The organism is uncultured Roseobacter sp. (assembly GCF_947488185.1).
In the GTDB taxonomy this organism is placed as follows: Bacteria; Pseudomonadota; Alphaproteobacteria; order Rhodobacterales; family Rhodobacteraceae; genus Roseobacter.
The window spans coordinates 559732-581980 of sequence record NZ_CANKYM010000002.1 but is presented as its reverse complement, the minus strand read 5'-3'; the positions used below and the strand labels follow the sequence as shown (position 1 = coordinate 581980).

23 protein-coding genes and 1 riboswitch are annotated in these 22249 nt (G+C 60.3%); of the genes, 13 read left to right on the top strand and 10 right to left on the bottom strand.

Features of this window, described 5'->3' with window-relative positions:
- The first annotated feature begins 114 nt into the window (after positions 1 to 114).
- From Q1A52_RS08795 to Q1A52_RS08785, 3 genes are read left to right on the top strand one after another with little or no spacing between them, the layout of a single operon-like run.
- On the top strand, positions 115 to 1530 hold the full coding sequence (locus Q1A52_RS08795) for a sulfotransferase family 2 domain-containing protein (protein ID WP_300013694.1): 1416 nt from the start codon (positions 115 to 117) through the stop codon (positions 1528 to 1530).
- An 11-nt stretch (positions 1531 to 1541) separates the two neighbouring features.
- On the top strand, positions 1542 to 2444 hold the full coding sequence (locus tag Q1A52_RS08790) for a hypothetical protein (RefSeq protein ID WP_300013691.1): 903 nt from the start codon (positions 1542 to 1544) through the stop codon (positions 2442 to 2444).
- The gene (locus Q1A52_RS08785) at positions 2441 to 3280 is read left to right on the top strand and encodes a sulfotransferase (protein ID WP_300013688.1); all 840 of its coding nucleotides are present in this window, start codon (positions 2441 to 2443) and stop codon (positions 3278 to 3280) included. The genes Q1A52_RS08790 and Q1A52_RS08785 overlap by 4 nt, the downstream gene beginning before the upstream one ends.
- Positions 3281 to 3331: 51 nt before the next feature.
- Here the strand turns inward: Q1A52_RS08785 and Q1A52_RS08780 are convergent, their stop codons facing one another.
- The 5 genes from Q1A52_RS08780 to Q1A52_RS08760 all read right to left on the bottom strand — a co-directional run bounded on the left by Q1A52_RS08780 (position 3332) and on the right by Q1A52_RS08760 (position 7015).
- Positions 3332 to 4357 (bottom strand): iron ABC transporter permease, encoded by a 1026-nt coding sequence (locus Q1A52_RS08780; protein WP_300014950.1) that lies wholly within the window; start codon positions 4355 to 4357, stop codon positions 3332 to 3334.
- A gap of 27 nt (positions 4358 to 4384) precedes the next feature.
- On the bottom strand, positions 4385 to 5320 hold the full coding sequence (locus Q1A52_RS08775; RefSeq protein ID WP_300013686.1) for an ABC transporter substrate-binding protein: 936 nt from the start codon (positions 5318 to 5320) through the stop codon (positions 4385 to 4387).
- Positions 5321 to 5331: 11 nt separating this feature from the next.
- Positions 5332 to 6114 carry an ABC transporter ATP-binding protein gene (locus tag Q1A52_RS08770; protein WP_300013684.1) on the bottom strand — a complete coding sequence of 261 codons (783 nt, stop codon included), beginning with the start codon at positions 6112 to 6114 and terminating at the stop codon, positions 5332 to 5334.
- Positions 6111 to 6488 (bottom strand): DUF1636 domain-containing protein, encoded by a 378-nt coding sequence (locus Q1A52_RS08765; RefSeq protein ID WP_300013681.1) that lies wholly within the window; start codon positions 6486 to 6488, stop codon positions 6111 to 6113. The genes Q1A52_RS08770 and Q1A52_RS08765 overlap by 4 nt, the downstream gene beginning before the upstream one ends.
- Before the next feature lie 147 nt (positions 6489 to 6635).
- A riboswitch (cobalamin riboswitch) is annotated at positions 6636 to 6857 on the bottom strand.
- Between the two features lie 17 nt (positions 6858 to 6874).
- The gene (locus tag Q1A52_RS08760) at positions 6875 to 7015 is read right to left on the bottom strand and encodes a hypothetical protein (protein ID WP_300013678.1); all 141 of its coding nucleotides are present in this window, start codon (positions 7013 to 7015) and stop codon (positions 6875 to 6877) included.
- A 150-nt stretch (positions 7016 to 7165) separates the two neighbouring features.
- On the opposite strand from Q1A52_RS08760, the gene Q1A52_RS08755 reads away from it, so the two are divergent.
- Complete coding sequence (locus Q1A52_RS08755; RefSeq protein WP_300013675.1) at positions 7166 to 10345, top strand: Ig-like domain-containing protein; 3180 nt, start codon at positions 7166 to 7168, stop codon at positions 10343 to 10345.
- A gap of 161 nt (positions 10346 to 10506) precedes the next feature.
- Here Q1A52_RS08755 and Q1A52_RS08750 read toward each other — a convergent pair whose 3' ends face one another.
- From Q1A52_RS08750 to Q1A52_RS08735, 4 genes are read right to left on the bottom strand one after another with little or no spacing between them, the layout of a single operon-like run.
- Entirely contained in the window at positions 10507 to 10983 is a 477-nt protein-coding gene (locus Q1A52_RS08750; RefSeq protein WP_300013672.1) for a pseudoazurin, read from the bottom strand.
- Positions 10967 to 11740, bottom strand: coding sequence for an ABC transporter ATP-binding protein (locus Q1A52_RS08745; RefSeq protein ID WP_300013669.1), 774 nt, complete (start codon positions 11738 to 11740; stop codon positions 10967 to 10969). Before Q1A52_RS08745 ends, Q1A52_RS08750 begins: the two co-directional genes overlap by 17 nt.
- Positions 11737 to 12804, bottom strand: coding sequence for an iron ABC transporter permease (locus Q1A52_RS08740; protein ID WP_300013666.1), 1068 nt, complete (start codon positions 12802 to 12804; stop codon positions 11737 to 11739). The genes Q1A52_RS08745 and Q1A52_RS08740 overlap by 4 nt, the downstream gene beginning before the upstream one ends.
- A 52-nt stretch (positions 12805 to 12856) precedes the next feature.
- A complete protein-coding gene (locus Q1A52_RS08735; RefSeq protein ID WP_300013663.1) occupies positions 12857 to 14005 on the bottom strand; it encodes an ABC transporter substrate-binding protein in 1149 nt (382 codons plus the stop codon).
- 186 nt (positions 14006 to 14191) lie between these two features.
- Here Q1A52_RS08735 and Q1A52_RS08730 point away from each other — a divergent pair, with 186 nt between their 5' ends.
- From Q1A52_RS08730 to Q1A52_RS08690, 9 genes are read left to right on the top strand one after another with little or no spacing between them, the layout of a single operon-like run.
- Positions 14192 to 14353: a hypothetical protein gene (locus Q1A52_RS08730; RefSeq protein ID WP_195818839.1), complete on the top strand. Its 162-nt coding sequence runs from the start codon at positions 14192 to 14194 to the stop codon at positions 14351 to 14353.
- Positions 14344 to 14511 (top strand): hemin uptake protein HemP, encoded by a 168-nt coding sequence (gene hemP, locus Q1A52_RS08725; protein WP_300013659.1) that lies wholly within the window; start codon positions 14344 to 14346, stop codon positions 14509 to 14511. Before Q1A52_RS08730 ends, hemP begins: the two co-directional genes overlap by 10 nt.
- The gene (locus Q1A52_RS08720) at positions 14508 to 14999 is read left to right on the top strand and encodes a hypothetical protein (protein ID WP_300013655.1); all 492 of its coding nucleotides are present in this window, start codon (positions 14508 to 14510) and stop codon (positions 14997 to 14999) included. Before hemP ends, Q1A52_RS08720 begins: the two co-directional genes overlap by 4 nt.
- Positions 15000 to 15016: 17 nt before the next feature.
- The gene (locus Q1A52_RS08715; protein WP_300013652.1) at positions 15017 to 16294 is read left to right on the top strand and encodes an imelysin family protein; all 1278 of its coding nucleotides are present in this window, start codon (positions 15017 to 15019) and stop codon (positions 16292 to 16294) included.
- Positions 16295 to 16341: 47 nt separating this feature from the next.
- A complete protein-coding gene (locus Q1A52_RS08710; RefSeq protein WP_195818835.1) occupies positions 16342 to 16635 on the top strand; it encodes a (2Fe-2S)-binding protein in 294 nt (97 codons plus the stop codon).
- Positions 16583 to 17068, top strand: coding sequence for a bacterioferritin (bfr, locus tag Q1A52_RS08705; RefSeq protein ID WP_195818834.1), 486 nt, complete (start codon positions 16583 to 16585; stop codon positions 17066 to 17068). Before Q1A52_RS08710 ends, bfr begins: the two co-directional genes overlap by 53 nt.
- Positions 17055 to 18584 carry a di-heme oxidoredictase family protein gene (locus Q1A52_RS08700; RefSeq protein ID WP_300013649.1) on the top strand — a complete coding sequence of 510 codons (1530 nt, stop codon included), beginning with the start codon at positions 17055 to 17057 and terminating at the stop codon, positions 18582 to 18584. Before bfr ends, Q1A52_RS08700 begins: the two co-directional genes overlap by 14 nt.
- Positions 18581 to 19597 (top strand): imelysin family protein, encoded by a 1017-nt coding sequence (locus Q1A52_RS08695; RefSeq protein WP_300013647.1) that lies wholly within the window; start codon positions 18581 to 18583, stop codon positions 19595 to 19597. The genes Q1A52_RS08700 and Q1A52_RS08695 overlap by 4 nt, the downstream gene beginning before the upstream one ends.
- Before the next feature lies 1 nt (position 19598).
- Positions 19599 to 20681: a DUF1513 domain-containing protein gene (locus tag Q1A52_RS08690; RefSeq protein ID WP_300013644.1), complete on the top strand. Its 1083-nt coding sequence runs from the start codon at positions 19599 to 19601 to the stop codon at positions 20679 to 20681.
- A gap of 261 nt (positions 20682 to 20942) precedes the next feature.
- Here the strand turns inward: Q1A52_RS08690 and Q1A52_RS08685 are convergent, their stop codons facing one another.
- Positions 20943 to 22010, bottom strand: a complete 1068-nt coding sequence (locus tag Q1A52_RS08685; protein WP_300013642.1) for a glycerophosphodiester phosphodiesterase family protein — start codon at positions 22008 to 22010, stop codon at positions 20943 to 20945.
- Positions 22011 to 22249: the final 239 nt, after the last annotated feature.

Here is a 22249-nt window from a genome sequence, read left to right as displayed (position 1 = left end):
CTACGCCTGCATTCTACGACAAATTAAGATGCCAAGATGCTTTGGTCTTTGCGGGTCACCAAAATGGCAGTAAGAGGAATAGTCTTTCCACTGAAAGAAGACATAAGCGACACGATGACCAATTTTATACTGCGAGACCCCAAGGTTGTCTTTGTCCATCTACCGAAGACTGGTGGGAAAACCGTTCGCAGTGCACTGGGCGGCTGTGTCGAAAACCGGTTCTTCGGTCATATTCCCGACGAATACGCACAGCTTCTCCGATTTGCGATCATCCGTGATCCGAAAACGCGGTTTTTGTCAACCTTTCGCATGTTCAAATATGGCAATGCGCTGGATGGGGACGGTTACGCGGAGCCGCGGTGGCCGGATTTGACCATTTCAACCGCATTGGACGTGCTGGATGACCCGTGGATCGGCTTTGATCGCAGCCACCGCACGCTGACATGGAACCTCAAACACCACATCTTGCCTCAAACACACCCGTTCAATTGTCTTGCGGAGGCGCAGCGGATACTCCGGTTTGAAAATCTGCAGGCTGATTTTGATCAGTTATGTGCGCAGCTCGATGTTCCGTCCAAAGTCATAGAACTGCCCGAGCCGATCAATCAGCAACAGAATGAAGATGTCTGGGGAAGAGAAGACGAAGCGCGTTTTCTGAAAATATTTTATCAAGATTACAAGGCGTTAGATTACTCTCCCAATGGACAGTCTTCCCGCGCTTCTGCAACCAGTGCCACGGTGATCAAACCAGCGAGGGCACTGCCAACGGTGTACAAGCTTTGGTCCGCATATTTCTCAGACCGGTCAATACTGATGGACGCGGCCACAGAGGCGTTGCCGAAGGCCGATTGTCCGTTGGAACCGTTTGTGGATGAGATCATCCCCGGACAACCGGAAAGAACCTGGGCCCGCCGCGCCGATGATCTGATGGTCCATTTTCACAAACTGCAGCCGGAGTTTGCCGGTGCGTCTCGCCTGGCGCATCTGCTGGCCTGCACAATCGTCGTGCTGCGCCGCGATCCAAAGTGCAAAACTGCAGCCACCCTCTTCTGGAGGATACTGGACGAGCAGTTTGACGTGATCCGCTCGGAATTGTCCTTGCGGTGGCTTGTGTCGATTGCCGACACCCTTGCGGATTTTGGTCGGGACACCGAGGAACGCGCAATCGGGCTGAGCGCAAGTGTCTTTGCCAACACCAGCAAACTCTACGAAAGTGAGCGCATGGTCTTTCTGCCCAAGAGACCCTGGCCACCGAAGAAAAGAATGGCCAGGGGCGGCGCATTGTTCGACGGCCTGATCACCTACTGGACCGAAAAGGGTGATTTGATCAACAACATGATCAAGCGCTCGGCGAAGATCGCGGAGTTGTCACCGACCGCTGGCAAGGTCCTGATGGAAGTCGTTGAACGATTGCAAAAAGGTCCGACGGTCTACAGACGATTTGCTCTCATTCGCGGTCAGCCCCCTGTGCCTTTGCTGAGGAAAGAGGATAGAGAAGAAATGCGGCGCATGATGATGAGCAAGCTGTGAGTAGTGATTAAATGGTGACGACCTACGACTACCGCATGGTTTTGGGGCCACATTCTCCTGTGCCGATGCCCCTGCAAAGACTACTGGCCGCCAATCGAACGCTCCTTCATGACGTTGGTACCGAGTTTCCGAAGGTACAGATGCATCGTAAAACCATGGCCAACACACTTGGCCTGCTCGCAGATGGAATGCCAGATCAGACCGCGCACGAGAATTATCTGAAAATGGTGCTGGAGCACAAAGACAGCGGATGCATCGTTTACAGTTATGGCGCATTTCTGAGTAGCCGCAAAAATGCCCTCCGGGCCGGGGTGCTTTACCCCAGTCTGGAAAAAAAGATCGCACCGTTGCGGCGCCTTACGGACGGGCAGCGGGTGACCGTTTTCTTATGCTTGCAACACTTTACGCAGTTTATCGAATTGGAATTGAAACGCAGTCCTCATCTGCAGCATCTTGTCGACTCCTATCCGCACAGTCTCGACTTTTCCTGGGTGCATTTTGTTTACCGTATGCGAGAAGCTTGGCCGGAAGCTCTTTTTGTTATTTTGGACGCCGAAAATCTGGCCGTGAACTGGGCTGCGACGGTTGCTCTGATTACCGGGCATCCTGATACTCATACGTTCAAGAGTATTGAGGAATTCCCTGTCTCCTGCTTGGCGGAGAACGGTAGGGCCTCCTATCTTCAGGCTCTCAAGGCCTCCCCGCCACAGACGGTACCAGAATGGACAGAAATCACATCACGGTTCTTCTCGGAATATGGGTCGCACGTACCTATCATCCGGAAGGTCATCGCCAGCCCCTGGAGCAGCAATCAGATTGAGCATTCGAAACAGAAATACGAGGCTGATCTGGTCAACCTGAGAGCTTTGGACAACGTGATCATGTCCAGCGATGTGGAGTGGGAAGAGCAATGAATGCAGGCCGAAAGCCCGACATCGTCTGCATCGGCGCACAAAAAGCCGGAACTTCGTGGTTTCACGAGACGCTTGCCACGCGACCCGATATCTGGGTGCCGCCGTTCAAGGAGCTGCACTTCTTTGACCACAAGTTCGTAGAGGAATGCCGCCGATGGGCACCTTGGCACGTCAAGAAGGGGCTGAAGGCAGCGCGAGAACGTCATGTGTCCGGTGTCGCTCCTCAAGACGATGCGTATCTTGCTTATCTGGAGCGTTTGGCGACACGCCCGATCCTCAATGGGACGTGGTACAAACACGTTTTCTCGCGGGCGGGCGATGACCAGAAATGCCTCGACGTGACGCCCGAATACTCCTGCATTCCAGACACCGGCGTGGATTTCTTCAAGCGCTTTCTGCCGGACGCAAGATTGATCTTCATCGTCAGGAATCCTCTGGAGCGGCTCAAGTCGCAACTAAGGATGATGGCCCACAGGAAGAACAAGGCGCAGTTAACGGATACGGAATGGGCTGCAATTCTAGAAATGCCGGCATTGAGCACCAGGGGTGACTACCTGCAGAACATTCCACGCTGGGACGACCGTTTTTCGGAGGATCAATTGCTGTACCTGCCGTTCGGCCAGATCAAAAAAGACCCGACCGGCCTGTTGAGAACGGTTGAAAGCCACTGCGGTCTGCCTCCCAGCGAATACAAAAACGCGGACCGGCGGGTGCACCAGACCGAGCCCTTGCATATTCCGAATTTCGTTCTGGATCATGTGGAAAGAAATGCAAGCCTGCAAAACCGGTTTATCGAAGATCGCTTTGGACGCACCTTCTTCATGAACACCGCCTAAACGCGCAAGCGGTTCGTGTCAGTCGGCCCGGTTCGAGGCCAATTGCCAGATCTATCCTCTGGCGCGTCGCAGCAGCCAGACAAAAAACAGCCCGCCGATCAACCCGGTGACAATACCGATGGGCATGTCTTCGGGCGCCATGACCGTACGCGCCAATATGTCGGCCCAGAGCAGAAAGATCGCACCGAAAAGCGCTGAGAGTGGCAAGACACGCGCATAGTCTCCGCCAACGATCAGACGCACGATATGCGGAACCATGAGGCCCACAAATCCGATGATGCCGGAAAAGGCAACCATGACGCCAGTGATCAATGCGCCCACGACAAAGACCGTAAGGCGAAACCGTGCAACCGGAATGCCGAGCGTCGAGGCGGTTTCATCCCCGATGGTCATCGCATTCAGGTTACCGGCATTGCGCCAGAGGTATGCACCGCAGATCGCGAAGACCGCGAGCGGGTAAACCAGCTGGCCCCACTGCGCGAGCCCGAGCCCGCCCAGCATCCAGAAGACGACTGTATGGGTCGCTCGGGGGTCGCCCAGAAAGATCAGCACATTGGCCGCTGACATGACGATGAAACTGACCGCAACACCCGCGAGGATCAGCCGGTCGGCGCTCGTGGCCGTTGCGAATTGCGACACGGCGAGCACCAGCAGTGTCGCACCCAACGCGCCCAGAAAAGCCAGAACCGGCACCGTCAGCAGCCCGATGAACATGCCCGTATGGAGTAGGGCAAGGATTGCGCCAAAGGCACCACCAGCCGAGATACCCAACAAATGCGGATCGGCCAGCGGGTTGCGCGTAACCGCCTGCAGGGAGGCGCCGACCACGGCCAACCCGCCCCCCACCAAACACGCCAGCAACGCGCGCGGAAAGCGGATGTCCCAGATGATCGCTTCCCGCCCCGGCGACCAGTCAGCGATCACCGCGCCCGACACCAGCTTGTTGGCCAGAACCCCCCAAACGGTGTGCAGAGGCACCCGAATGGCGCCGACGCTGACAGCCCAGGACAGTGACAGCGCCAGCACCCCGACGCCAATCGATAGACCAAGCGGAAAGCTCAACCTGCGTGCGGTAATCGATGGGTCTTTCACCGCCACGCGCGCCTAATTCGCGCGGAAGGCGGCAGCCAGCTTCTTGACCGCCTTGATATTGCGCGGCCCCGGTGTCGCCTCGACATATTCCAGCACCACGAACCGGTCATTCCTGACAGCATCGAGATCGGCAAAGGCCGGATTTTGCATCATGAAGGCTCGTTTCTGATCTGCCGTTACGGTGCCGTAGTTCACGATCATAACGATTTCGGGGTTTCTCTCCACAACCGCTTCCCAGCCAATGGTCGCCCAGCTCTTCTCCAAATCATCCATGATGTTACGCCCCCCTGCCGCTTCGATGAGAGCGTTGGGCATGGCATAGCGCCCGGCTGTAAACGGGGCATCCTCGCCACTGTCGTAAACAAACACGCGTGGCGGCGTTTCCAGTGCGGGCTGCGCGGCCAGAAAGCTGTCAAGGTCCGCCTGGTAGCCCCCGATCAATGCCTCTGCCCGGTCACTGACACCGAAAATCGCGCCGAGATTGCGCAGATCATTGTACATATCCGCCATGCTGGCAGCGTCTTTTTCACCGATGTGAATACAGCTTTCAGTCAGCTCGTAGACGTCGATGCCAAAGGGGGCCAAGGTCTCCGGGGTGACCTCACCACCGACTTTCATGCCATAGTTCCACCCGGCAAAGAAGAAATCCGCATCCGCCCCGATCAGAACTTCCTTGGAGGGGTATTTCGCCGAGAGTTCAGGCAGTTGTGAGACCCCTTCCCGCATCTCTTCGTCCAGCGTTTTCCACCCGGAGATACCGGTGTAGCCGACCATTCTGTCAGCCAAGCCCAGAACCAGCATCATTTCCGTTAGGTTGACGTCGTTGGAGATGGCGGCCTTGGGCGGCGCATCGAAGACGACAGTACGGTTGCAGCTTTGCACGACAGTCTGCGCGAAGGCAGAAGTGGCCGCGAGGGAGAACGCAACAGTAGTAAAGAGAAGCCTCATGACGATGCCTTTCAGACGGGGAGATGGAAAGAGAAGTGTCGGTTGTTGCTGGGAGAGAGCTGTTCCTGACGGGCGTCCACGGAGAAAGCGCCGGAAATCAGCCTTTCGGTCAGCACGTCGCTGGGGGCGCCAAAACCCATGCAACGTCCGCCCTGCAGTAAGAGAATGTCGTCGCAGACGCCCGCAGCGACATTGAGATCGTGCAGCGAGACCACGATGGTCAGATCCAGCTTGCGGATCAGCGCCAGCACCTCCAACTGGTGCCGGATATCGAGGTGGTTGGTGGGCTCATCGAGGATTAGCAAGCGCGGCTCCTGTGCCAGTGCCCGCGCAACCATCACCCGCTGCCGCTCGCCCCCGGACAGCGTACCGAAATCGCGGTGTGCCAGGGGGGCAAGATCGAGCGTCGCCAGGGCCTTTGCCACGATTTCCGTATCCAACGCGCCTGATGTCGAATAGCCAAGCCGGTGCGGCGTGCGACCCAGCATCACGATCTCCTGCGCGGTCATGCCAAAACCGGAGGGCTGCTCTTGCAGAACGGCTGCGGTTTGACGCGCGGCGGCGCGCGGCGGCATGGACCAGATGTCCTGACCATCGATTTCGACCGCGCCCGACAACGGTGCATGATAGCGGTAGAGCAAGCGCAGCAGCGTGGACTTGCCCGCTCCATTGGGCCCGACCACTCCGAGTATCCGACCGGGTTTGACGTGAAAGCTGGTCTGGTGCAGCACCAGCGGCGCGCGTTTGGACGGCGCCCAACTCACGTCACATACTGCAAGGTCAGCCGCCGTCATGAAACACGCTCCACCGTGTCTTCCAACGCGATGATCGCGGCGGGGACCCGCGCCAGGGTACTGGTCCGCAGTTTGCCGGGACGCTCTAAGGAAGAGCACCAGCCATCGTGCAGATGCGCGTACTGCTGGGCAAAGGCAACCAGATCGGTAATGTCGTCTTCAGGCGTCATGTCGCCAAAGAGATAGGTCGCCTTGCGCGTGCTGTGAAACGCCACGGTGCAGGGCCTGTCACAACCCGCCATGCAAGCCACACCAGAAATCTCGAACGTCTCCGGTATCGCATCACCTGCCGCCGAAATGGCAGCCCGCAATCGTGCGATCAGCTCATAGCCTGGCAGGCAATTGGTGCCTTTATGCCGACATGAGGTGCACACTGTAATTCTATGAGATATCTGTCTGTCCATTTCGCCCTCCGCGAAGCAGCGGGGCGTCAGGCAGACATGTACTTTTAAACGGAAGACCCCGTAGAACCATCATGATCTCCTAACCGGACACCCCGTCCGGGTTGAGTTGCAGGCAGTGCCGATGGCACCGGTGATGGCAGGTCTCCTGACTTGCGGGTCGCAGCTTACCCGATCCTTCCCGAGCCCATGGCTCAGTGGTGATCTTCGGGGTCGCTCGCCGCTTACAGTTGCGGGGGCAGTTACGGATTTGGCGCCAAATGGCGAACCGCACCGTATTCCCTTTTCATTCCGGGATTTGATGCCGTGAGGCATCCGGAAACCATCTGCCACGTGTGTCATTGATTCTGTCGTCTGGGTCAAGCGCGCTCTTCGATGGGCGGCACCGGATCCTGCGATTTGGACATCAGGGTCCGCCCGCGCGGGACCGACGCCAACAGCCGCTGTGCGACGTCTTGACCGCGGAAGCCGCGACCGCCGTCCGGCCGGGTGATGTGCACCCAAAATACCTCCCCAATCCGCCAAATAAGACTTCACGCGCCGGTCAAAATCAGACACAAGAGCGGCAGATGCAAAGCATCGACAATCAATCATTTTGAGTACCCAGCAGCGCGCTAGGCTCTCTCGCTTTTTTCAAAGGGGGTGGCCGAATGGCACGCATATCTACACGCACAACGAACGGGATTCTGGTCGGGGACCAGCGCAAGGATCAGGTGCTGCTGTTGCAGGATCTGGACGGGGACGGCACGGCAAGCGGTGTGGGCGAGACAACGGTGTTTTTTGATGGCACCAATGCCAGTGGTCTGGCGGATCCGACCAACAACGTCTTCACCGTACATCAGGCCAAAGACAAATCTGTCTACATAGGGGATGGGACCAGCGGCGCCATCTACCGGCTCATGGACGAAAACGCCGATGGCGATGCGCAGGATGCGGGTGAAGCCTCCATCTGGTTTTCCGCCGAGAACGCCGGTGGTCTGTCGACCATTACCCCCAATGGCATCGCCGAAGGGGCGGATGGCGCGATCTACATTGCCAACGCAGGTACAACCTCGACCCCGCAGGATGCGATTTACCGCACCGTCGATCTGAACGGGGATGGAGATGCCAATGACGACGGCGAAGCGACCGTCTGGCTGGACCTGCAGACGATCATCGACACCTCCGTGCCTTTCGATCTGAGCTTTGACGGCAATGTCGCCTATCTGAATGACCTGACGGGTGCGGCCACGGATGTGATCTACCGGATCGAGGACCTCAACGGAGACGGCACCATTCAGACCGGTGAGGTCACCAATTTCATCTCTGATGATATGAGTTTCGGCGCACCGGTCGATATCTCCAGCGCGGTGTCCGTTGACGGCTCCCTCTACACACTCACGTGGTTCCCGGAGGGTGACGAGGTTCTCAAGATCTACCGCCTGAATGACTTCGACGGGTCGGGTCAGATCGACCAGGTCTATGAGGCCACAGAAGTCTGGAATGCAAACATGATGCCGGGTGGCATCGCCGCTGAAATCGGCTTCTCCCTCGCCACGGACAAGGACGGCGGGCTGATCCTGACCGCGAACAGCTTTGCGGGCGACGCCAATGTGGTCAAACTGACCAACCTCAACGGCGACGGCGATTTCTTCGATGCGGGTGAAACGGTGATCTTCGGCTCAGACCAATATGACGGCCAGCTGATCCGCCCGCGCGCGGTCGAGACCTATCAGGGCGAAACGCAGATGGTAGCCAGCACCGTGGGCGCGGGCAATCACTTCTCAGTCTTCCTGCAGGATGGTGTGCTCTATAGCGCGGGCGAAAATGTCGTCAGCCAGTTGGGCAACGGCAGTGTCGGTTTCGACGTCAAGGCGCCGATGGCTGTGGAAATGCCCGAGGGGTTTGACGGCACGATCAAATCCGTCTCTGCCGGCATGCTGCACACGACTTTCCTGACAGAGGATGGCGACGTCTACGCCTTTGGCTTCAACAACCGCGGCCCGCTGGGTGTGGGCGATGAAGAAAGCCGCCAGTCGGCCGTGAAAATCGAGGCGCTGGATGATGTCGAAATCACCGGCATCGAGAATGGCAACGGCGTGTCCTATGCGGTCTCTGCGGACGGGACCCTCTATGCCTGGGGCAGCAACACCAACGGCCAGTTGGGCACGGGTGACCAGGACGAGCGTCTGGTGCCGACGGCGGTCGATGCCCTGTCCGGGGAAACCGTTGTAGGCGTAACCTCCGGCACCTCCCACACCCTTGCGCTGACTGCCGACGGGCAGGTCTATGCCTTCGGCAGCAACACCGACAATCAGGTGGATGACAGCGATGACCGCCGGGTGATTGAGCCGGTACTGGTCGATGGCCTGCCCGACGACATCGTGGGTGTCACGGCGGATGGCAAGACCTCCTTCGCGATCACCTCCGACGGTCGCGTCTTTGGCTGGGGGCAAAGCGACACGGGGCAATTGCTGCAGGGCACCGACAACGGCGATGGCACTTTTACCGCCGATCCGTCGGATGTTGCGATGCCCATCGAACTCACCGCCCTGCCGGAAGGTGTCATCGACGTCAAAGGCGGTGCCCGCTGGGTAATGGCGCTGACCGAGGACGGCGATGTCTATGCCTGGGGGCCGAACGACGAAGGCCCGACCGGTGGGCTCGACGGGGATCCGGAGGCCGAAAGCGACGCGAGCTTCCTGCCGACCAAGATTGCGGAGCTTGATGACGTGAACATCGTCGAAATCCAGACCGGGCCGAATTCGATCATCGCGGTCAGCGACACCGGTGCCGTCTTCACCTGGGGCTCGAATTCGGACGGGCGTCTGGGCTATGCCTCCGACGGGTCGGTCTACACACCGCAGGAGGTTGATTTCGAGGCAGATCCTGCCCCCTTCCTCAAATCCGCGACGCCCTCCGACAACGGTCGGGATGTGGAGAATGACGCAGCCCTGATCCTGACCTTCACCGAAGAGGTCGCGGCTGGTGACGGCACCCTCACGCTGGTCAACCGCGACACTGGCGCGCGCATCGAGATCGACATCACCGATGACAGGCTCGTCAGCTTCGACGGGGATACGGTAACGATCACGCCACCCTCTCATCTGGACACGGATGCGCGTTATGCGGTGGAGATCGAGGACGGGGCCTTTGTGGACAGCGAAGGCCAGAGCTTCGAAGGGATCAAGGAAGGCGACACCTCGACGTTCAACTTCACCACCTCCGAAGAAGCGGCGGCCTCCGAGGATCGCTATCGCGGCACCTTCCAGGATGATCTGTTGCGCGGTGGTGCGGATGACGACCGCATCAATGGCCGTTCGGGTGATGATCTGATCTCAGGTGGTGAAGGCGACGACCGCCTGAACGGCAACTGGGGGGACGACCACCTGCGGGGCGATGCGGGCCGGGATCGGCTCAACGGCGGCTGGGGCGAAGACACCCTCGACGGCGGCGCGGATAACGACGTGCTGAATGGTGGATGGTCGAACGACGTGCTGTTGGGCGGCGACGGCGATGACCGACTGAACGGTGGCTTCGGCAACGACCTGCTGGAGGGCGGTGCCGGGGATGATCTGATGAAGGGGGGCCGCGGTGTCGATACCTTTGTTTTCAATGGCGGGGACGACGTGATCCAGGACTTCGATACCGGGTTCGATTGGTGGTTCTTCAGCCGCCCCTCCGATCAGGTTGTGATTGACGTCGAAGGTATCGACAGCTTCGAAGACCTGATCGTCGGTGCAAACCAGTCAGGGCGCGCGGTGACCTTTCAGTTCAGTGAGGACGACAGCCTGACCCTGCGAAACACCCATCTGGACGCGCTTGACGCGGATATGTTCAGCTTCGTTTGAGACATGGGCCGGGGGCTGGCAGTGCTGGCCCCCGCCCTTTTCCATCTGGTCCCACGACTTGAAAAATGTACGGAAGCCAGGCGAATGGCGTGCATAGGCACATTTGTCTGGTACAGCCGTGCCTGAACACCAGAGAGCAGCACATGTTTCAGTCCGGAGGGTCAGACCTGCGCCAAGAGGTCCCGAAAGGCCTTTCTGGCGCGGCCCGGATGCCTGATCTTGCGCACGGCCTCCAGGTTCGCAGACGGGTCACCCACGACAATCACCCCCACCATGCCCATCTCATAATGCGGCACGCAGATGTAACCGTAGACGCCCGGCACGGTCAGCGTGACCGCATGCACCACGTCCAGCGAACTGTTCCACGGTTCCGCACCGTCGGGGATCATGCCGCGCTTGGAGGCAGTGTTGTGCCCCGCGTGGGTTGGGTGAAAGGTCACCGTGTCGCCGGGCGCCACATGCAGCACCGCAGGTTCGAACACATTGGTCTGCTGCGCATCTCCGCAGGCGGCGTTCAACATCAGAACAGCGTGCTGGCCGCCCTGTGATACCGGTGGTCTGCAGGCCTCTGCCCATAGGTATGCAGGATAAATCCCAGCGGCCGCGGATGACAGCAAAAGACTACGGCGCGTAAGCATGCACGGAAATCTCCTGTTTCGGGCCTTGCGCCACTTCGATGGCCACCCTGTAGACATCAGACAGATCGGGCGTGCCGAGCACGTCCGCCGGAGCGCCCTGCACCCGAACCCGCCCCTCGCCCAGCAAGATCAGATGATCGGCAAAGCGCGCGGCAAGGTTCAGATCATGCAAAGCGACGATGCCAATGGCGTTCCGGGCGATCATCTGCGCACGGATTTGCGCCAGCACATCCAGCTGGTGGCGCAGGTCCAACGCAGATGTCGGCTCGTCAAAGAGATAAACCTCCGACCGGCGCACCAGCGATTGCGCGACGGAGACCATTTGCGCCTGCCCGCCTGAGAGCTCGCCGATGTAGGCATCCGCCAGATGCGCGATCCCGCCCGCTTCGAGCGCGGCGGCGACCGCCGAGACATCCGACGGTAAGACCCGCCAGCCGGACAGATTCTTATGCGCCATCAGGACCACGTCAAACACGGTGAGGGCGGCGTTGGCGGCAAAGAACTGCGGCATGATGCACACCCGCTGCAACCGGGCCTTGCTCCGCAGCGTGGCAAGATCGGTGTCCCCCAGCCAAACCGATCCGGAGGCGGGTTTGAGCAGCCCCGCGATACAGCGAAAGAGCGTGGATTTGCCCGAGGCGTTGGGCCCGATCAGCGCGGTCAGCGTGCCCGGCTGCAAAGGGGCCATGCTGACCTCTTCCAGAACGGGCCGGGCACCATAGGCGAAGGAGAGGGTGTCGATGCGCAGCCCACTCATTGCCAGTGCTTCCGGCGCTGGCTGAGGATCAGACTGACAAAGAACGGAATGCCAATGAGCGAGGTGATCATGCCGATCGGGTAAACGATGCCCGGGGTGATCGCCTTGGACGCAATCGACGTGCCCGACAGGATCAGCGCCCCGGCAAGGGCCGACATGGGCAGGAAACCGCGCTGGTCCTCACCCACGATGATGCGCGCGATATGCGGCCCGACCAGCCCGACAAAGGCAATCGCGCCGACAAAGGACACCGCGACAGCAGCCAAAAGCGACACACCCGCCAGCACCGAGAGACGCAGGAGCGAGACGTTGACGCCGAGGCTGGCCGCCTTCTCCTCGCCCATACGCAGCGCGGTCAGTGCCCAGCTACGGTGAATGAAATAGGGCAGCACGATCATCAGAACGGCGAGGCATACGCTAACCTTTGCCCATGTGGCGCGGGCAAGCGAGCCCAACTGCCAGAAGATGATCTGGGCCAGTTGCAGCTCTGAGGCACCGTATTGCAGAAAGGCCAACAGGGCGTTGAAGGTAAAGAGCATGGCGATGCCCACGAGGATCATCGCCTCGGGCGTCACGCCGCGCAGTCTGGTGAAGCCAAAGAGCGCCAGCGACGTGAGCATCGCCAGGACAAAGGCGTTCACCGTCACAAACAGCCCGCCAACGCCGGGGATGACCGACCAGCCTAGAACGATGGCAAGGGCTGCGCCGAAACTGGCCGCCGACGACAGGCCCAGCGTGAAGGGATCAGCCAGCGGGTTGTTGAGGATCGTCTGCATCTCGGCCCCTGCGACGCCCAGCATGGCCCCAACGGCAATGGCCATGCAGGCCACCGGCAGGCGCAGGTCCCAGATGATCACCTCTTCCGTCACCGTCGCCACGGAGGGGTTGAGGATCACCGTGAAGGTGCGCCAGAAACTCAGATCGGCAGGGCCGGTGATGACGTCGATGGTCAGCGTGACGAGCAGCAGCAAAAACGCCCCGGCAATCAGCGCGACGCGCTTGATGGAACGGGCGCGATAGCCTTCGGCGACAAAGTTCGCCGGAAGGGATGGAACAGAAGTCATGGCAAGAATCCCGCAGTGGATGTGGCCCCGCGGGCGCGGGGCCACGGGCCGGTCAATTTAGGGTCACCCAGAACTGCCCGCTGTTTTCATAGGGCATGAACTTGCTGTGCAACTCGTCAAAGGTCGCCTGCGGATCGAGATCCTCAAAATCGGCAGGGTGCAGCCACTTGGCGATCTGCTGAATCGCGATGAAGTGGTAAGGCGAGTTATAAAACTGGTGGTAGATGGAATGCATCCGCCCCTCCTGCACCGCCCGCAGGTCCTTGAAGCCGGAGCGTTCCGCCAAGGCTTTGATTCGTCTGGCGTTTTCGTCGGCATCGGCCTCGTAGCCCAACAGAGTGGCCGTGACCTCCGGTCTGGCCTCGGCCCAGTTCGCACCGGTGCCGATCACGACATCCGGGTCGGCGGTCAGAATGCCCTCAAGGCTCAGATCGACCGAATAGGCATTGGCCAGTTTGGACCCGTAGTTGGTGCCACCTGCCAGTTCGACGAAACGACCGTAGTTGTAGGGGCCGAAGGACGAGCAGCAGAAATCATTCTGCCACCCGGCGGCGTTCTCAACCACGACCAGCGGACGTTCCTCCGCCGGCATACCCGCGACCACGTTGGAGACCTTGCGCATCTGCGCCACATAGAAATCAATGAATTCTGCCGCGTTCTGCTCTTCACCCAGCACGCGGCCCAGCAACAGCATTGATGGGATCGCGTTTTCGGTCGGATTCTGCCGGAAGTCGATGAAGGCAACCGGCACGCCTGCCTTGTCGAGCTTGTCGATCAGGCCGGTCTCCTCCGCTTTGAAGAGATTACCGAGATCCAGCAGCACAAGATCAGCCTCGTTTTCCAGAACCGCTTCAATGCTGAAATCCCCGGCATAGGGGTTGCCGAAATTGACCATGCGTGCGGCATCCTGTGGAAAGGCCGCCTCGAATTTGCGGAAGGCATCGGGATCGTACTGGATCAGGTCATCTTTCCAGCCGACGATCTTTTCAAACGGGTTGCCGTCGGTCAGCGGCGCAATGGCATACATCATGCGCCCCTCCCCCAGAATGATCCGGGTGGGCGCCTGCGGCAGCGTGATTTCACGCCCCGCGATATCGGTGAGTGTCACAGCTTCGGCAGATGCGTCAGGGGCGGATGCGACGAGGGTCGCACTGGCTGCTATTGCAAGAGCGAAACCATGCACATGCGGTGCAAGTGTCATGGTGTTCTCCTGATGTCAGCGGGGGTCAGATGTGCCCGCTCTGATCGGCAGCTTTCAGTATCTTACTTTTTTTGTCAATTACTCTGTTGCTTTTTCCGATTAAATCACTCAACTTTAATCCGAACCAGCCAGCCCTGCGATTCCGGGTGAGCCAACGCAGCAGCGACGTCTCGATCGGAGGAACCAATGCAAGTTGAAGTACGCCAGACTATGGACCGCCTTTTTGACCCTCAGAGCCGCATGGAAATGATCTGTGCCGCCGTGGAATGCGGCGTGCCTACCTATCTGAACCTGGAATGGGTTCTCGACGCCGTCGAGCGGGAAGAATGGGGCGGGCTATGGTGGTGAGCGTGGCAAAGGAATTCGATCATTTCTCGGTGGAAAAACTCCCGGTCTATGAGGCGCAGGACCTCACCAAAGGGGGCTATCTGGCGAAGATCAAGCTTCAGGATCAGCTCTACACCCTGCGCATCACCCGATCCGGAAAGTTGATCCTGACCAAATGACGGACAAGACCCCACATCGCGGCGGTGCGCCGGTTGGATATGTCGCGGAGCTTGGCGCAGTCGAAGCTGGTGCCGTTCTTTATCTGAGGCTCTGGTGCACGGGCCCCGACGCGCAGCGTCAGGTCTGGAACGACTTTGCCACGGCCCTGGGCCCGCAAAGCGGGCGGCAGGCACTCAAGTCTTTTGAGATGCTCTGCGATCTGTGCGCACGACATGGTCGGCGCCCGTTGATGCGGCACAATGTGACCTGCAAATGCCTGGGCGCGGATGAATCCTGCTTTGCCAATTTCGTCGGCTATGCCAGCGAAGGCGAGCACGAGGATGCCCTGATGATCGCCACCACGATCGTGCGCCCGGATATGGCAGGCGCGCTGGTCGGGGCCGCACAGGAATTCGGTTTCGCCCTGCGGCGCATGGCGCTGAAGGCCGAAAGCTTCCCGCCCCCTCATTCAAACACGACCCCAAAATCAAAAACGACACTTCACTGAAAAGGACAGTCAGAACCATGAAACCTCTTACCCTTGCCACGAGTGCTCTGGCCCTGTGCGTCGGCCTCGGCACCGCAGCCACGGCGGATCCGGATGCCAGAAAAGACGAAGTGCTCGACACCTACGCCGATATTGCCGCGGCCAAATACGAAGACAGCCTGATCACCGCACAACGCCTGCAACAGGCCGTTGCTGCGCTGATCGCCGACTCCTCGGCAGAAAACCTGACCGCCGCCCGGGCTGCATGGGTGGCCGCGCGCGTGCCTTACCAGCAGACCGAAGTGTACCGGTTCGGAAACGCCATCGTCGATGATTGGGAAGGCAAGGTGAATGCCTGGCCGCTCGACGAGGGCCTGATTGACTATGTCGATGCCTCCTACGGCGGGCCATCGGACGAAAACGAATTTGCCGCGCTGAACGTGGTGGCAAGCCCTGCCTTCACCCTGTCGGGCAAAGAGATCGACGCCGCTGAAATTACCCCGGCCCTGCTGGCGGAAACCCTGCATGAGGCGGATGGGATCGAGGCGAATGTTGCCACAGGCTACCACGCCATTGAATTCCTGCTCTGGGGGCAGGACCTGAATGGCCACGGGGACGGCGCGGGCAATCGCCCGTGGACAGATTTCGCAGCCGGAGATGCCTGCACGGGCGGCAATTGTGACCGTCGCGGCGCATATCTTGCGGCCGCCACCGATCTGCTGGTCTCCGATCTGGAATGGATGGCGGCGCAGTGGGGTGATGGCGGTGCCGCGCGCACGGAGCTGACATCGAATGTCGACGCCGGGCTGGCCGCGATCCTGACCGGCATGGGCTCTCTCTCCTACGGCGAGCAGGCGGGTGAACGCATGCGTCTGGGCCTGATGCTGAACGACCCCGAAGAAGAGCACGATTGCTTCTCCGACAACACCCACAACAGCCACTACTACGACGGCTTGGGCATCCAGAACGTCTATCTGGGCGAATACATCCGCGTCGATGGCACGCTGGTCTCCGGCCCCTCCCTCTCCGACATGGTGGCTGCCGTCGATGCCGATCTCGACGCTGAAATGTCGGGTAAGCTCGGCAACACGATGATGGCCCTGGGCCGGATCAAGACAGCAGCCGAGGCCGGTTTTGCCTATGACCAGATGCTGGAGCGCGGCAATGCTGCTGGTGAGGCCCTGATCATGGGCGGCGTCAACGGTCTGATCGATCAGACCCGCTCCATCGAACGGGTTGTCGCGGCGCTGGGTCTCGACCAGATCGCCTTTGAAGGATCAGACAGCCTGGATGATCCCGAAGCGGTTTTCCAGTAATCTGAAACAGGTCTTGTCATCATGCGTACATCGAAAGGTTGCACAGAATGATCGTCTGCCACTGTCAAAGCATCACGGATCACGACATCCATGCCGCGATTGACTGGATGCGGGCATCGGATGACAAGACCATCGTCACCCCAGGCAAAGTCTATCGGGCGCTTGGAAAGGCAGCGGATTGCGGCGGCTGCATGCCGCTTTTCCTCTCCACCATGCGCGCGAACGACAATCTGGAAGTCCCCATGCACCTCCGCAATCTCAAGAGCGGAGCACCACAGGAAACCCAAAATGAACGGCGACAAGAAAGTTATCGAATATCTCAACTCCGCGCTTCGGAGTGAACTGACCGCAGTCAGCCAGTACTGGCTGCACTACCGGATGCAGGAAGACTGGGGTCTGGGCCACATGGCCAAGAAATCCCGTGAAGAAAGCATCGAAGAGATGAACCATGCGGATAAGATCATTGCGCGCATCCTGTTTCTGGGCGGTCACCCGAACCTGCAGAAACTGGACCCTCTGAGGATTGGCCAGACGCCCAAGGAGACGCTGGAATGCGATCTGGCGGCGGAGCATGACGCCCACACGCTTTACACGGAGGCGCGCAAATACTGCGAATCCGTGGGGGATTTCGTGTCAAAGAACGTCTTTGAGGAATTGCTGACCGACGAGGAAGGTCATATCGACTTTCTCGAAACGCAGCTCGATCTTGTGGCCAAACTCGGTGAAGAAAAATATGCCCAGCTCAATGCGTCAAAAATGGATGAAGCCGAATAACATCCTGCTCGTCACCCTGGCGGTGACGGGCACTTTCGCACTGGCCGATGGTGCCACATGGGACCTCGGCGATCCCCATCTGAATGTCGTCCCCCGCACCCCGGACGAAGCCGCCCGGATTGCCGCCGTGACGGCGCCGACAAGTGATTTCACGGCCCCCACACGCTTCGAGGACAAACCCGCCGGGGCCGCGACCGTGCGCGTGGCCAGGACGGCAGATGCCTTCTCCAAACCCTCGGGCAACATCAGCTTTGAGGATGAGTTGGATTTCAAGGTCGGCAACGGCCTCTTTCGCAAGCTCTGGGTATCGTCGCCCTCCTCGACACTGGCCTCGGACGGTCTGGGGCCGCTTTTCAACGCCCGCTCCTGCCAGCGCTGCCACATCAAGGATGGGCGCGGGCACCCGCCGGAAACACCGCAGGATAATTCGATCTCGATGTTCCTGCGCATTTCGATCCCCGGCACGGCGGAGGACGGCATCGCCGCCATCAAGGATTACATCGCCACGGCCCCTGATCCGACCTACGGCACTCAGTTGCAGGATTTTGCCGTGCAAGGCCACGCCTCCGAATATCGGCTCGACATCACCTATGAGGAGGAAATCATCACGCTGGCCGATGGGGGGGAGGTCTCTCTGCGCCACCCGACCTATAACGCCGCCGATCTGGGTTATGGCCCCTTGCACCCAGATGCGATGCTCAGCCCGCGCATCGCGCCGCAGATGATCGGCCTGGGGCTGCTGGAAGCGGTGCCTGCTGCCGACATCCTCGCCAATGCAGACCCCGATGACGCCGATGGTGACGGTATTTCCGGCCGCCCAAATGTGGTCTGGTCGGTGGAGTTTGATCAGCCGATGCTGGGGCGTTTTGGTCTCAAGGCGGGAAATCCCACGATCCGCGAACAGTCGGCCTCCGCCTTCGCAGGCGATATCGGCATCTCCAACCCGTTGTTCTCGGCGGGCAGCGGTGAATGCACCGATCTGCAGGCTGATTGCCTGGCCGCCATTCACGGCGATGGCGACGACCGCGGCACGGAGATCGACGCCGAAGGGCTGGATCTGGTCACCTTTTACAGTCGCAACCTTGGCGTGCCCGCGCGCCGAAACGCAGGCGATCCGCAGGTCTTGCGGGGCAAGGAGATTTTTTACAATACTGGCTGCACCTCCTGCCATACGCCCAGCTTTGTGACCCACCGGCTGGCAGATCAGCCCGAACAAAGCTTCCAGTTGATCTGGCCTTATACCGACATGCTGCTGCACGACATGGGTCCTGGCCTGGCCGACAACCGCCCCGAAGCGCGCGCCACCGGTCAGGAATGGCGCACGCCGCCGCTCTGGGGCATCGGGCTGACGCAACAGGTCAGCGGCCACACCTACTTCCTGCACGACGGGCGGGCGCGTTCCCTGCTGGAGGCCGTTCTATGGCACGGGGGCGAGGCACAGCCGCAGCGGGACGCGGTGATTGACCTGTCCACCGAAGACCGTGCGGCGCTGATCGCCTTTCTGGAGAGCCTATGAAACATCTCATCCTGTCGGCGGTGGTGCTGTTGACCCCCGTTGTGGCCGCCTCCCAGAGCGCGGCACCCGTGATCGACGACATCCTGACGGGCCATATCCTGCCGCGTTTCGAGGTTCTGGCCGAGCGCTCTCGGACCCTGGCAGAGACGGCAGCGGGGGATTGCACCCCCACTTCTGACGCCTTTCGCAGTGCCTATGGCGACGCCTTTGATGCCTGGATCGCGGCGAGTCACCTGCGCTTTGGTCCGACGGAGGCGGCGGACCGTGCCTTTGCCCTCGCCTTCTGGCCGGACAGCAGAGGGGCCACGCCGCGTGCGCTGAATACGCTGATCGCCGAGGCTGATCCGATTGCCGCATCGCCGGAAGATTACGCCGCCGTCTCTATCGCGGCGCGGGGGTTCTATGCGGTGGAATTCCTGCTCTACGACGATACCCTGATGGCGGCAGGCGATGCCGGATACCACTGCCAACTGGTGCAAACCATCAGCGCGGACATTGCCGCGCTTTCCTCGGACATTCTGAGCGATTGGCAAAACGGCTACGCGGAGAAGATGCGGAACCCGGCGCCCGGCAGCCTCTACCGCAGCGAAGAAGAAGTCCTGCAGGAGGCTTTCAAAGCGTTGACTACCGGACTTCAGTTCACCTCGGACGCACGGCTGGGCAGACCGCTCGGCACCTTCGACCGTCCGCGCCCAAACCGCGCCGAGGCGCGCCGCTCTGCCCGGTCGTCCAGACATGTCACCCTGAGCCTGACATCGCTGCGTGACCTGGCCCAGCGCCTTGCGGCGTCAGATGCTCCGCTCTCGGCCACCCTTATCAAGGGCTTTGATCGGGCGCTAACCCGGCTGGCCACACTGGAGGATCCAGTCTTTGCCGGCGTGGCAGACCCGCAGGGGCGCGTCAGGATCGAAGTGATCCAGCAATCGGTTGATGTCATTCGCGCGACGGTACGCGATGAACTTGGCCCGACACTCGGCGTGGCGGCAGGGTTCAACGCCCTGGATGGGGACTGACATGCGCAAGCCAGCAACCGGTCGGCGACAGTTTTTGGGCGGCCTGCTCGCGGCAGGTCTGCTGCCCAGACCGACCTGGGCGGATGCAGGCTCCCCCGCTTATCTCTCCGCCGCCGCCCGCCCGGATGGCCGCTACGTGCTCTGCGGGATCGGCGCGTCGCTTGACGTGCGGTTTCAAATCCCCCTGCCCGCGCGCGGCCATGCCGCCGCTGCGCACCCCACCCGCCCCGAGTCCGTCGCTTTTGCCAGGCGCCCCGGCACCTTTGCCATAGTGATCGACTGTGCAACCGGGCGCGCCCTGCAAACCCTCACCACTCCCGAAGGGCGGCATTTTTACGGCCACGGCGCCTATTCGGCAAATGGCGAGCTGCTGTTCACCACGGAGAATGACTTTGAGGCTGGCGTGGGACGGATCGGCGTCTGGGATGTCACCCGCGGCTATACGCGCGTGGATGAATGGGGCAGCGGCGGAATCGGTCCCCATGACATCAAGCGGTTGCCGGGGTCAGACACGCTGGTCGTCGCCAATGGCGGCATCGACACCCATCCGGACAGCGGCCGGACCAAGCTGAACATTCCCACGATGCGGCCCAACCTGAGCTATATCGCGCAAGGGCGCGCAATCGAAACGGCAGCGCTACCCCCCGAGATGCGCAACAATTCGATCCGCCACCTGGCGGTCAATGCGCGCGGTGACACGGCTTTGGGCATGCAATGGCAGGGGGATGGGCCGGTGAAGGCTTTGGTCGGTCTGCACCGAAGCGGCGCAAAGATCGTCCTGATGGGGGCGCCCGGTGAAGAAATACAGGCGATGAATGGATACGTGGGCAGCATCGCGTTCTCGAAGGACGGGCGCACCATCGCAGCCACCTCGCCAAGAGGTGGCAGGCTGCATGTATATGACGCCGAAATGGCCCGCCTGGTTCACGTAACGCCTCTGGAGGACGTGTGCGGTGTTGCACCACACGTCGATGGGTTCGCGGTCACCTCCGGCACCGGCAGTTTGCAGAGTTTGAAAGCCCCGGAGGTCCGGCAAAGTGCGTACAGCATGCTCCGCTGGGACAATCATCTGATTTCAATCTGAATTGTCGGGACGCTGATCGTGTCGCACGTCATTGCGCCGGTTAAGCAGCGCACAGGCTAGCGGCTTCACGCCACCGTTTCTTCGCAGATGGGGCAGCAGCGGGAAAGACAAATGCTCGCTCAGGCAGAGTACTGACGCCCCCGCGGACCGACACCGCCAGACGATTGCTGAAAGCATCACGAGAAAGGCCCCGCTGCGAGACAGCGAGGCCTGATAGAGACGCGTGAATTCGGCGTGCGGAGGCGCGCGCGCCGCACTGTTTCAGACCCGGCGACGCAGCCAAGCCAAGCCAAGCAGGGCAACCACCAGAAGCGGCATGCCCGCAGGCAGCGGCACCGGGGAAACCTGATCATCATAGGCGTCGACCGCGCGGCGCAGGTAATCGGGGTTGTCGGTGATGAACCCATCCAACCCCCAGTCCAGAAAGGTTTCGGCAAGCTCGAATGCCTCCTTCTGATCGTCGGGCCGGAAGGTCCAGCCGTAAACGCTCAGGCCTTCGCCATGCGCAGCGGCGATCAACTCTTCGGTGATGGTTCTGAAGCTCAATGCGACAGTATCCGTATACTGGGACAGTTGCGTCAGCGTGCCAAAGGCCCCGCCGATGCTAAGCACACCCAACGTGCCATCATCCAACGGCCACCCGACGCCCAACTGTGCGACGCCCATTTCGACACCCGCCGCGTCGAGCAGCTCTGCGTAGTCGCTGACATTGTTAAAATCGAACGACTGCACGACAGATTTTTCCGGGGTGTCGTATCCCTTGTCGATCAGCGTCTGGATCACCGCCCGGCTGGTATCGATATTGTCGCTGTATTTGCCCTCGGTCAGCATGCCGACACTGGTGCCATTGGCGACGTTATAGGCCGTGAGCGCATCCAGCATGTCCGCAAAGGTGGTAATGCGGTAAGGGTTGTCGGCGGAGGGCGTGAAGCCTGGAAAGGTTTCCGCCCCGCTGCCGGTCGGGTTGACGGTCAGCGCGCGCAACTCCTCGTAGGTGAAGTCGCTCACCGCATAGCCACCGTTACGTGGCGCATAGATGTCTTCGACATTCGTCGTCCGTTCCAGCGTCGTGTCGTGCATTGCGATCAACACGTTGTCCTTGGTCATCATCACGTCGGTTTCGATAAAATCGGACCCCATTTTAGCTGCAAGCTCATTGCCGCCAATGCTGTTCTCCGGCAGGTAGGCCGGGGCCCCCCGATGCCCGATCACCAAGGGTGCCGCGCCGGTAAGGGTATTGTATGTGCCAACGGTCGCGGCCTGCCCCAGCGTGGCGGTCAGACCGGCGAAACAGAGAGCGGCGGCACCCAGATACGTCATTCTTTTCATGCTATCCTCATCCATCGGAAATGCTCGTTCATGACGCCGGACGGTAGGCACGCCAGATGTCGTTCGGGTCGCAGTAAGATGACGTATTTATGAACTCTGGCCGGACGGGTCTTTCACAATCTCGCCGACCGCGCCCCGAAAAGGGGTCGTAAGGACGGATGGAACCCGTGCATCACGCCAAGGGCCGAGGGCACATATTCACATTCCTATTCAGCGGCTTATCTCTTCAAGCTCAAGCG

Excerpts from the sequence above, each read along its gene's own strand:
- Q1A52_RS08795 (WP_300013694.1), top strand. The coding sequence starts at position 115 with ATGACCAATTTTATACTGCGAGACCCCAAGGTTGTCTTTGTCCATCTA.
- Q1A52_RS08790 (WP_300013691.1), top strand. The coding sequence starts at position 1,542 with ATGGTGACGACCTACGACTACCGCATGGTTTTGGGGCCACATTCTCCT.
- Q1A52_RS08785 (WP_300013688.1), top strand. The coding sequence starts at position 2,441 with ATGAATGCAGGCCGAAAGCCCGACATCGTCTGCATCGGCGCACAAAAA.
- Q1A52_RS08775 (WP_300013686.1), bottom strand. The coding sequence starts at position 5,320 with ATGAGGCTTCTCTTTACTACTGTTGCGTTCTCCCTCGCGGCCACTTCT.
- Q1A52_RS08770 (WP_300013684.1), bottom strand. The coding sequence starts at position 6,114 with ATGACGGCGGCTGACCTTGCAGTATGTGACGTGAGTTGGGCGCCGTCC.
- Q1A52_RS08755 (WP_300013675.1), top strand. The coding sequence starts at position 7,166 with ATGGCACGCATATCTACACGCACAACGAACGGGATTCTGGTCGGGGAC.
- Q1A52_RS08750 (WP_300013672.1), bottom strand. The coding sequence starts at position 10,983 with ATGCTTACGCGCCGTAGTCTTTTGCTGTCATCCGCGGCCGCTGGGATT.
- Q1A52_RS08745 (WP_300013669.1), bottom strand. The coding sequence starts at position 11,740 with ATGAGTGGGCTGCGCATCGACACCCTCTCCTTCGCCTATGGTGCCCGG.
- Q1A52_RS08740 (WP_300013666.1), bottom strand. The coding sequence starts at position 12,804 with ATGACTTCTGTTCCATCCCTTCCGGCGAACTTTGTCGCCGAAGGCTAT.
- Q1A52_RS08735 (WP_300013663.1), bottom strand. The coding sequence starts at position 14,005 with ATGACACTTGCACCGCATGTGCATGGTTTCGCTCTTGCAATAGCAGCC.
- Q1A52_RS08730 (WP_195818839.1), top strand. The coding sequence starts at position 14,192 with ATGCAAGTTGAAGTACGCCAGACTATGGACCGCCTTTTTGACCCTCAG.
- hemP (WP_300013659.1), top strand. The coding sequence starts at position 14,344 with ATGGTGGTGAGCGTGGCAAAGGAATTCGATCATTTCTCGGTGGAAAAA.
- Q1A52_RS08720 (WP_300013655.1), top strand. The coding sequence starts at position 14,508 with ATGACGGACAAGACCCCACATCGCGGCGGTGCGCCGGTTGGATATGTC.
- Q1A52_RS08715 (WP_300013652.1), top strand. The coding sequence starts at position 15,017 with ATGAAACCTCTTACCCTTGCCACGAGTGCTCTGGCCCTGTGCGTCGGC.
- Q1A52_RS08710 (WP_195818835.1), top strand. The coding sequence starts at position 16,342 with ATGATCGTCTGCCACTGTCAAAGCATCACGGATCACGACATCCATGCC.
- bfr (WP_195818834.1), top strand. The coding sequence starts at position 16,583 with ATGAACGGCGACAAGAAAGTTATCGAATATCTCAACTCCGCGCTTCGG.
- Q1A52_RS08700 (WP_300013649.1), top strand. The coding sequence starts at position 17,055 with ATGAAGCCGAATAACATCCTGCTCGTCACCCTGGCGGTGACGGGCACT.
- Q1A52_RS08695 (WP_300013647.1), top strand. The coding sequence starts at position 18,581 with ATGAAACATCTCATCCTGTCGGCGGTGGTGCTGTTGACCCCCGTTGTG.
- Q1A52_RS08690 (WP_300013644.1), top strand. The coding sequence starts at position 19,599 with ATGCGCAAGCCAGCAACCGGTCGGCGACAGTTTTTGGGCGGCCTGCTC.
- Q1A52_RS08685 (WP_300013642.1), bottom strand. The coding sequence starts at position 22,010 with ATGAAAAGAATGACGTATCTGGGTGCCGCCGCTCTCTGTTTCGCCGGT.